The organism is Butyricicoccus sp., from assembly GCF_050872565.1.
Lineage (GTDB): Bacteria > Bacillota > Clostridia > Oscillospirales > Butyricicoccaceae > Butyricicoccus_A.
The window spans coordinates 1-8,593 of sequence record NZ_JBNMHC010000063.1 but is presented as its reverse complement, the minus strand read 5'-3'; the positions used below and the strand labels follow the sequence as shown (position 1 = coordinate 8,593).

Here is an 8,593-nt window from a genome sequence, read left to right as displayed (position 1 = left end):
GGTCTGCATCTCATCGTGCTCGCCCATGCGGCGAATGATGCGCTCAACATCATCGACAAAGCCCATATCCAGCATTCGGTCTGCCTCATCGAGGACAAACAGTTCAATATCTTCCAGATCAATATAGCCCTGACCGCACAAGTCATTGAGTCGACCCGGTGTTGCCACCAGAACATCGACACCGGCACTCAGTGCTTCGGTCTGATTATACTGCGAGACACCGCCATACACCAAGGCACAGCGAATATCGGTATATTTTGCATATGCAGTGAAGCTGTCATAGATCTGAATCGCCAGCTCACGGGTCGGTGTGAGAATCAGCGAACGAATCGGCGGAAAGCCCGGCAGCCGTTCTTCATTTTTCAATTTCTGTAAAATCGGAATCGCAAACGCACAAGTCTTGCCTGTACCGGTCTGCGCCAATCCGAGGACATCCTTGCCCGCAATGGCCGCAGGAATTGCCTGCTCCTGTATCGGGGTCGGGACGGTATAACCGGCATCGCTGAGTGCATGTAACAGCTCTTCATCAATGCCCAAATCGCGGAATTCCATTTCCAACAATACTCCTTTTTCTTTCAGCAATCATAATTTTGTTATTTCCAGTATAACACACCCGCATATGTCTACCAAGTGGCAAAGTGCCGATTTTGCAAAAAAACCGAAAATCCACGCAAGATTTCGCGGATTTTCGGTTTCCTTTTTACGGATGCTTCGGCAAGGTCAGATAAAAGGCGACGCCCTGCTCGATGTTGCGCACGCCGCAGCCGCCATTGTGCGCGTGCATAATCGCCCGAACAATGGATAATCCAATACCGGAACCGCCGCCGCTGACGCGCGTGCGCGATTTGTCCAGCTTATAGAACTTGTCCCAAATTTTATCCATTTCCTCCTGTGCCAGCTGGCTGCCTTCGTTTTCGACAGTCAGCACAATATGTTTGGTATCCTGACTGGTCGTGATGCGAATGTGTCCGCCGGTCGGCGTGTGGTCAATCGCATTGGTCATGTAGTTCATCACAGCGCGCTCCAGCATGTCATAATCCGCATACAGCACCTCGCTGCCAACGCCGGATACATCGACATGCAGCTGCTTTTCCTGCCACATCACCTGCGTTTTTTCGACAACCGCTTCCGCCAGCTCATAGGCGTCAAATTCGATTTTATTCGGCACGGTATTGCCCAATTCAATCTTGGACAGATCCAACAGCTGCCGCACCAAATGATTCATGCGCTTGGCTTCATCAATGATAATATCGCAGTATTCGTTCTTTGCTTCCTCCGAGTCATTGATGCCGACACGCAGCCCTTCGGCATAGCCCTGAATCAAGGCAATCGGTGTCTTGAGATCATGGGAAATATTGATGATAAACTCTTTTCGCATGTCATCAATGCGCTGTTTTTCCTCAATTTCCCGCTGCAGCTGTTCATTCATCTGCTGTAACTCATGAATGGACGACTCTAAATCCTCCGACATTTTATTGAGGCTTTCTCCCAGCTCTCCCAGCTCATCATGATAGGTGCCGGTATATTTTTTGGAAAAATCCAATCGCGTGATGGCGCGCGCAAGCTGGGTCATTTCGGTAATCGGCCGGGTAAATTTTCCGCCGATAAAGAATCCGGCAATCAGGCACGCAAGCAGCGCCGCAAAGCCCGACACAACGAGAAACGCCAAATTGACCGAACGTTCTTCTTTCAGTGCTGTGGTCGGAATGCGCAGCAAGACCGTATCGCTGTTTTGCAGCTTACCGAGCAGTGCAATATACGCGACTTGTCCGTCAGAATCCTGCAAGCAGGAAAACGTATAGCCTTTTTTCTTCAGTTCTTCGCTGTTATAGACGTAAATCGCCTGTCCGAGCGGATCTTCCATCACAAAATTGCGCGTGCCGCTGCGGTCATGCTGATAAATCGTATCATAGATCGCCTGATCGTACTGATTGAAGATACTGATCCGGATATTGTTGTTTTTTTCCAGATGCTTCAGCTCATCTTCCAGCACGGTCACATCGCCGGTATAGCTGGAATTGATGTGCTGATAAATCTCTGTCAAATTGTGTTTTTTCTCAACCAAGTAATACCGCTGAAAAAACAGAACATTGAGCAGGATAATAACTACAATATAAATCGCCGCCGTCAATGCCACACAGCTGAAAAACCGGAATTTTAATGTGTGGATACCGCGGTATCGCCGTCCCGTTTCTTCTTCCTTTTGCTGGCGCAGCGCATGGGCTCTCACTGCTGCTCTCCCTCAAATCGGTAGCCGAAGCCGCGCACGGTTTCAATCATCTTGCCGCAGTCACCCAGCTTCGCACGCAGCTTTTTGACATGCGTATCGACGGTGCGCAAATCGCCGAAATAATCATAGCCCCACACGGCATTGAGGATATTTTCGCGAGAAACCGCAATATTTTGATTATTTTTAAAGTAAATGAGCAGGTCATATTCCTTCGGGGTCAGCTCGACGGTTTCCCCGGCAACGCAGACTTCGCGTCTGATTTCATTGATGGACAGTGCGCCTGACTGATAAATGCCCTCATTATGCTGATGGCAGCGCTTTTCAATCGCGCGCACGCGCGCCGACAGCACGATAGGGGAAAACGGCTTGGTGATATAATCATCCGCACCGAGGTCAAAGCCGAACACCTCATCGTTTTCTTCCGTGCGCGCCGTCAGCATCATGACCGGCACATCGGTATTTTTGCTGCGGATATGGCGCAGGACGCTCCAGCCGTCATAGACCGGCATCATCACATCCAGAATAATCAGGTCAATTGAACCAAGTTTTTGGTCGATGAGTTCCATCGCCTGTCCGCCGTCTGCCGCCTGCAAAACGGTATAGCCATCGCGGCGCAGAAAGTCCGATACCAGGCGGCGGATACGTTCTTCATCATCTGCTATCAAAATCGTGAACATATGCCATGCTCCTCTCTAAATATCCAAGGTATATTTCTATATTACGTCAGTTATGTGAACACAGTGTGACGAGAACCTCAAATCCTTTTCTTTTTACAAAAAATTCATAAAAAAATCTTCTCTCTGCCGCGCGGCAAAGAGAAGACAGTATTGCTATGATTTCTTTTTGGTATCCGGCAGCTCTGGAAAGCACTCTTGGGTAATCGCCGCAGCGAGAGATGTCAGGGTATTGTTGAGGTCAGCAATCGTCAGCAAAACAGACATCGCCGCCGCCGGTGTGCCGAGCTTCATATCGTTATCGTGTACAATTGCATCAATGGAATCCATGAGCTGTGCATTGATGTTGGTGCGCCGCTCCAGCTGGGTCTGAAAGCAGTTTTCCAATCCCTTTTCGCCCGCGCCGCTCTGTTCTACACCGTTTAAAATGCGTTTGATCTGTGAGATGCTCAACAGATTTTTGAGCGAATACACGGCCAGCATCTGCAAAATCTGTTCTCGCGAATATTTTTTGCCCTTAATCGGGGAAATAACCCCCGCTTTGCTGTAATTATGAATCATCGTGCGCGTCAGCGGTTCTTTTTCGCCCTCTTCCCCCAGATGCTCACTCATCAGGGCAATGACCTGATCCATATACAAGTCAAGAGACGGAATATCTGCCGGATGCAGCTGCTTCTGCTTGACGCTTTCCTGAATCAACGTTCTAAAATCCTTGCTCATATCTGCACCTCTTGTCCTTCGCAATCTTTGGTAGTATCATAAACTATTTTGTTGCAGAAATCAAGCTGTTTCATATGGCTCGGTGTTTCTTATTTGTTTTGAAGACTATATACAGTAAAAAAGCCGCCTTGCGGCGACTTTTTCAATCCTGTTTCAATCGTTTTAGCTGACTGCGTGCGGTCTGCCGCAGGGCGGCATCCGTATCTTGGATGGCCAAGCGATAATACGCGCAGGCAGCATCCGCGTCCTGTTCCACGCCGATGCCGTAAGCATAGCAGTCTGCTATATAATGTTGTGCTGTCGTGCAGCCGCCCTGCGCAGCCAGATGCAGGAATCCAATTCCCTTTTCCAAGCTCGCTGGAAGTCCGCTGTTTCCATAAACATACGCCAATCCGATGTACTCCATCGCATCGACATTATGTTCTCGCTGTACTTTTTCCCAGATTCTTTTCAGGTTGTCACACCCTGAATTTTCGACGTCATCCTCTACTTCTGCCAAAGGAATACCGAACTGTTCGCCCGAATTTATATGTTTCATTGAGTTGTTCTCCGCCGCCCTAAATATATGGATTTATTTATCTTCTCCTATCCATTACTTCCTCACTTTTTCACACTCGTCATATCATAGAATGCATTTTTCTTTTTGTCAAGTTATTCTTTTTGTTTTTTTGATTTTTAGCGGCGATTTTCGTCATTTTTGTTGCATATATCGCAGTATATCTAGATATTTCTCTGCATTCTGTTTGATATACACAAATCTTGCATCGTTCTGTTGTGTATTTTGATTAGACATTTTTGTATAAACACGCAAGAAAACAGCAAAAAGACAGCCCTGTTTTCACAGGACTGCCTTTTTGACAATATACGACATTGATTTCTTGCACAAATGTGCATTTTCCATGCATTATCCCGAGACAACAGACACCGGTGTAACCGTCAGTTCTCCGTTCTGATAATCGACAACCAGCTTCGTACCTTCGGACACATCGCCAGCGATAATGGTTCTGCCGAGCAGGGTCTCGACATTGCGCTGTAAGAACCGCTTGAGCGGACGAGCACCGTAAACCGGATCGTAGCCGTTGTCGATGACATACTGCTTTGCCGCGTCGGTCAGTTCGACAGACAGCTGCTTGTCTTCCAGACGCTTGCTCAGTGCCTGAATCAGCAAGTCAATAATGCCTGTGATATTCTCCTTGGTCAGCGGCTTGTAGAAGACAATCTCATCCAGACGGTTGAGGAATTCCGGACGGAACGATCGGCGCAGCAGCTCATGTACCTGCTGCTTTGCATCCTCACGAATTTCACCGTCTGCACCGATGCCATCGAGCAGAACAGAAGAACCAAGGTTCGAGGTCAGAATGATAATGGTATTCTTAAAGTCTACGGTACGACCCTGCGAGTCGGTAATGCGACCGTCATCCAATACCTGCAGCAGGACATTGAATACATCCGGATGTGCCTTCTCTACTTCATCGAACAGGACGACAGAGTACGGCTTTCTGCGAACCGCTTCGGTCAGCTGGCCGCCTTCTTCATAGCCGACATATCCTGGAGGTGCACCGATCAGACGAGATACGGAATATTTCTCCATGTATTCCGACATATCAATACGAATCAGATTCTTTTCGTCATCAAACAGCGTAGCTGCTAGTGTCTTGGCCAGTTCTGTCTTGCCGACACCAGTCGGGCCAAGGAACAGGAACGAACCAATCGGACGATTCGGATCCTGAATACCTGCACGAGAACGCAGAATGGCTTCGGATACGCGCTTAACTGCTTCGTCCTGACCGATCACGCGCTTATGCAGCGTATCTTCCAGATGCAGCAGCTTCTCGCGCTCGCCCTCCATCAGACGAGCAACCGGAATACCGGTCCAACGCTCGATAATGCGGGCGATTTCTTCATCTGTGACCTTATCACGCAGCAGAGTGTGCTTGCCCTCTGCTTGTTCTGCCTTTGCTTCTTCCTCTTCCAGCTGTTTCTTCAGTTCCGGCAGACGACCGTACTTGAGTTCTGCAGCCTTATTGAGGTCATAATTTTCCTGTGCCCGCTCAATATCAGCATTCAACTGCTCAATATCGGCACGCAGCTTCTGTACCTTGCCGATGGCATTCTTTTCGTTGTCCCAGCGAGCCTTCATGGAATTAAACTGCTCGCGCATTTCTGCCAGTTCCTTCTGGATTTCTGCCAGATGCTCCTTGGACAGCTTGTCATCTTCCTTCTTGAGGGCAGCTTCTTCGATTTCATGCTGAATGATTTTGCGCTGAATGACATCCAATTCTGTCGGCATGGAGTCAATTTCGGTACGAATCATTGCACATGCTTCATCAACCAAGTCAATGGCCTTATCCGGCAGGAATCTGTCGGTAATATATCGATTAGACAGCGTAGCTGCTGCAATCAGTGCGGAATCCTGAATTTTTACGCCGTGATAGACTTCATAGCGTTCCTTCAGACCACGCAGGATAGCAATGGTATCTTCGACTGTCGGCTCACCGACCATAACGGTCTGGAAACGACGCTCCAAAGCCGGATCCTTTTCGATATACTGACGATATTCATTCAGCGTCGTTGCACCGATGCAGTGCAGTTCGCCGCGCGCCAGCATCGGCTTGAGCAGATTGCCGGCATCCATTGCGCCGTCTGTCTTGCCTGCGCCGACAATCGTATGCAGCTCATCAATGAACAGAATGATATGACCTTCGCTCTTTTTGACTTCATTCAGAACAGCCTTCAGACGTTCCTCAAATTCGCCGCGATACTTAGCACCGGCAACCAGCGAGCCCATATCCAAAGAGAAAATGGTCTTGTCTTTCAGCGTACCCGGTACATCGCCGCGCACAATACGCTGTGCCAAGCCTTCTGCAATAGCGGTCTTACCGACACCCGGTTCACCAATCAGCACCGGATTGTTCTTGGTTTTACGAGACAGAATCCGAATGACATTACGAATCTCATCATCTCGGCCGATGACCGGATCCATCTTTTTCTGGCGAGCCTGCTCAACCAGATCAGTGCCGTATTTCTTCAGTGCATCATAGGTGTCTTCCGGAGAATCCGTCGTCACGCGCTGATTGCCGCGCACAGAGGACAGTGCCTGCAAGAAGTTGTTCTTCTGAATCCCAAAAGTGCGGAACAGATCACGAACAGAGCCTGCTGCGGTATCCATCAGTGCAAGGAACAAATGCTCTACCGAAACAAAGTCGTCCTTCATTTGTTCTGCGGCATGTTCTGCTTCATTCAGCGTCTTTTGCAGATCCGAAGTGACATACATCCGGCTGGCATCGCGTCCGCCGGATACGCGCGGCAGCTTCTCTACTGCCTGACGAGTCTGTCTTTCCAGATTATTTGGGTCAATACCCATTTTTGTCATAAGCTGGGCAATCAAGCCGCCATCCTGATGCAGCAGAGCCAGCAGCAAATGCTCCTGTCCCATCTCTGCATTGCCGTATTCATTGTACAGCGAATTTGCGTCTTGAATTGCTTCCAGAGATTTTTGCGTAAATTTTTGTACGTTCATAACGGTTACCTCCCTTGGCTGGACTGTGTATCATATGTGACACATTGTCCTTGGATTTCCTAACACCTGCATTATAGTTCTGTCTAAAAGGAAATGCAAGGGGATATTTGTTACAAGTTTGTTAATTTTAGCACTCAAGGCATGAGAGTGCTAATTTCTGGCAAGGCAATATTTCCTTTCTGCAAATTCCGTTGACTTTTTGTATCTCCGATGCTATACTGAGCTTAGAAAAAGGGCATACCGATAGACGGTTGCCCCTAGAATTTGGTTAAGAAATGACCGCTAGAGGGCAAAATCTAGGCGGTCATTTCTTATTATGATCCATGATCTGAATGGTCAGACCAATCACTGCAACGATAAATGTACAAAACTGAATGAGTTCTTGGTACGTTACGTATGTCATGGCGTCACCCCCTCGTCACAGACTTGGGGGAAATAAGAAATATCGCCCCCAGAAGAATGGGGGACAGCCGCCTACCGTTATGGTATGCCTCACGCATTATCTTAACAGACCGATTTCTTTCGGTCAAGATTGACTTTTCGCATCTCCGATGCTATACTGAGCATAGAAAAAGGCATACCGATAGACGGTTGCCCCACAAGGTTTATACTAAAGTAATCCGCCTTATGTAGCAGTCAGGCGGATTACTTCTTATTTATCCTGAGAATCAGGTCTATCAATGCAACGATGAACGTGCCGATTGCAAACAATTCGGTGTATGTAACATAGTGCACAGAATCACCCCCAATCTGTCAGATTTGGGGGCAGGTTAAGAAGTGCCCCCAGAAGAATGGGGACAGCCGCCTACCGTTATGGTATGCCTCACGTATTATCTTAACAGACCGATTTCTTTCGGTCAAGATTGACTTTTCGTATCTCCGATGCTATACTGAGCTTAGAAAAGGCATACCGATAGACGGTTGCCCCTAATAGTATAAGCTAAAGAGTAGCTCGCCTTATTGGGAAGTCAGGCGGGCTACTTCTTATTTATCCTGAGAATCAGGTCTATCAATGCAACGATGAACGTGCCGATTGCAAACAATTCGGTGTATGTAACATAGTGCACAGAATCACCCCCAATCTACCAGATTTGGGGGCAGGTTAAGAAGTGCCCCCAGAAGAATGGGGACAGCCGCCTACCGTTATGGTATGCCTCATGTATTATCTTAACAGACCGATTTCTTTCGGTCAAGATTGACTTTTCGCATCTCCGATGCTATACTGAGCTTAGAAAAAGGGCATACCGATAGACGGTTGCCCCCACAAGAACGTTTTACATGAAAGTAATCCGCCTTATGTAGCAGTGAGGCGGATTACTTTTTGTTTATCCTGAGAGGGCTGATTCTGACAAACTCGCATCAAGCAAATCTGAAAGAATTTACAGCTGGTACAAGCCCTCTCTGTCGCTGCGCGACATCTCTCCCAGAGGGAGAGCCAAGTTTGGTCTG

Annotated in this window: 7 protein-coding genes; all 7 read right to left on the bottom strand. The window is 48.1% G+C overall.

The window, feature by feature from the left end:
• A partial coding sequence (locus tag ACR0P9_RS04350; RefSeq protein WP_432617672.1) for a DEAD/DEAH box helicase occupies positions 1–552 on the bottom strand: 552 nt, incomplete at its 3' end.
• Between the two features lie 148 nt (positions 553–700).
• On the bottom strand, positions 701–2,230 hold the full coding sequence (locus ACR0P9_RS04345; protein WP_432617670.1) for a sensor histidine kinase: 1,530 nt from the start codon (positions 2,228–2,230) through the stop codon (positions 701–703).
• Positions 2,227–2,907: a response regulator transcription factor gene (locus ACR0P9_RS04340; RefSeq protein WP_432617668.1), complete on the bottom strand. Its 681-nt coding sequence runs from the start codon at positions 2,905–2,907 to the stop codon at positions 2,227–2,229. The genes ACR0P9_RS04345 and ACR0P9_RS04340 overlap by 4 nt, the downstream gene beginning before the upstream one ends.
• Before the next feature lie 153 nt (positions 2,908–3,060).
• The gene (locus ACR0P9_RS04335; RefSeq protein ID WP_432617666.1) at positions 3,061–3,624 is read right to left on the bottom strand and encodes a DUF1836 domain-containing protein; all 564 of its coding nucleotides are present in this window, start codon (positions 3,622–3,624) and stop codon (positions 3,061–3,063) included.
• 142 nt (positions 3,625–3,766) lie between these two features.
• The gene (locus tag ACR0P9_RS04330; RefSeq protein WP_432617664.1) at positions 3,767–4,162 is read right to left on the bottom strand and encodes a hypothetical protein; all 396 of its coding nucleotides are present in this window, start codon (positions 4,160–4,162) and stop codon (positions 3,767–3,769) included.
• Between the two features lie 366 nt (positions 4,163–4,528).
• A complete protein-coding gene (gene clpB / locus ACR0P9_RS04325; RefSeq protein WP_432617662.1) occupies positions 4,529–7,144 on the bottom strand; it encodes an ATP-dependent chaperone ClpB in 2,616 nt (871 codons plus the stop codon).
• A gap of 304 nt (positions 7,145–7,448) precedes the next feature.
• Entirely contained in the window at positions 7,449–7,547 is a 99-nt protein-coding gene (locus ACR0P9_RS04320) for a putative holin-like toxin (protein ID WP_432617660.1), read from the bottom strand.
• Positions 7,548–8,593: the final 1,046 nt, after the last annotated feature.

Excerpts from the sequence above, each read along its gene's own strand:
- ACR0P9_RS04340 (WP_432617668.1), bottom strand. The coding sequence starts at position 2,907 with ATGTTCACGATTTTGATAGCAGATGATGAAGAACGTATCCGCCGCCTG.
- ACR0P9_RS04335 (WP_432617666.1), bottom strand. The coding sequence starts at position 3,624 with ATGAGCAAGGATTTTAGAACGTTGATTCAGGAAAGCGTCAAGCAGAAG.
- ACR0P9_RS04330 (WP_432617664.1), bottom strand. The coding sequence starts at position 4,162 with ATGAAACATATAAATTCGGGCGAACAGTTCGGTATTCCTTTGGCAGAA.
- clpB (WP_432617662.1), bottom strand. The coding sequence starts at position 7,144 with ATGAACGTACAAAAATTTACGCAAAAATCTCTGGAAGCAATTCAAGAC.
- ACR0P9_RS04320 (WP_432617660.1), bottom strand. The coding sequence starts at position 7,547 with ATGACATACGTAACGTACCAAGAACTCATTCAGTTTTGTACATTTATC.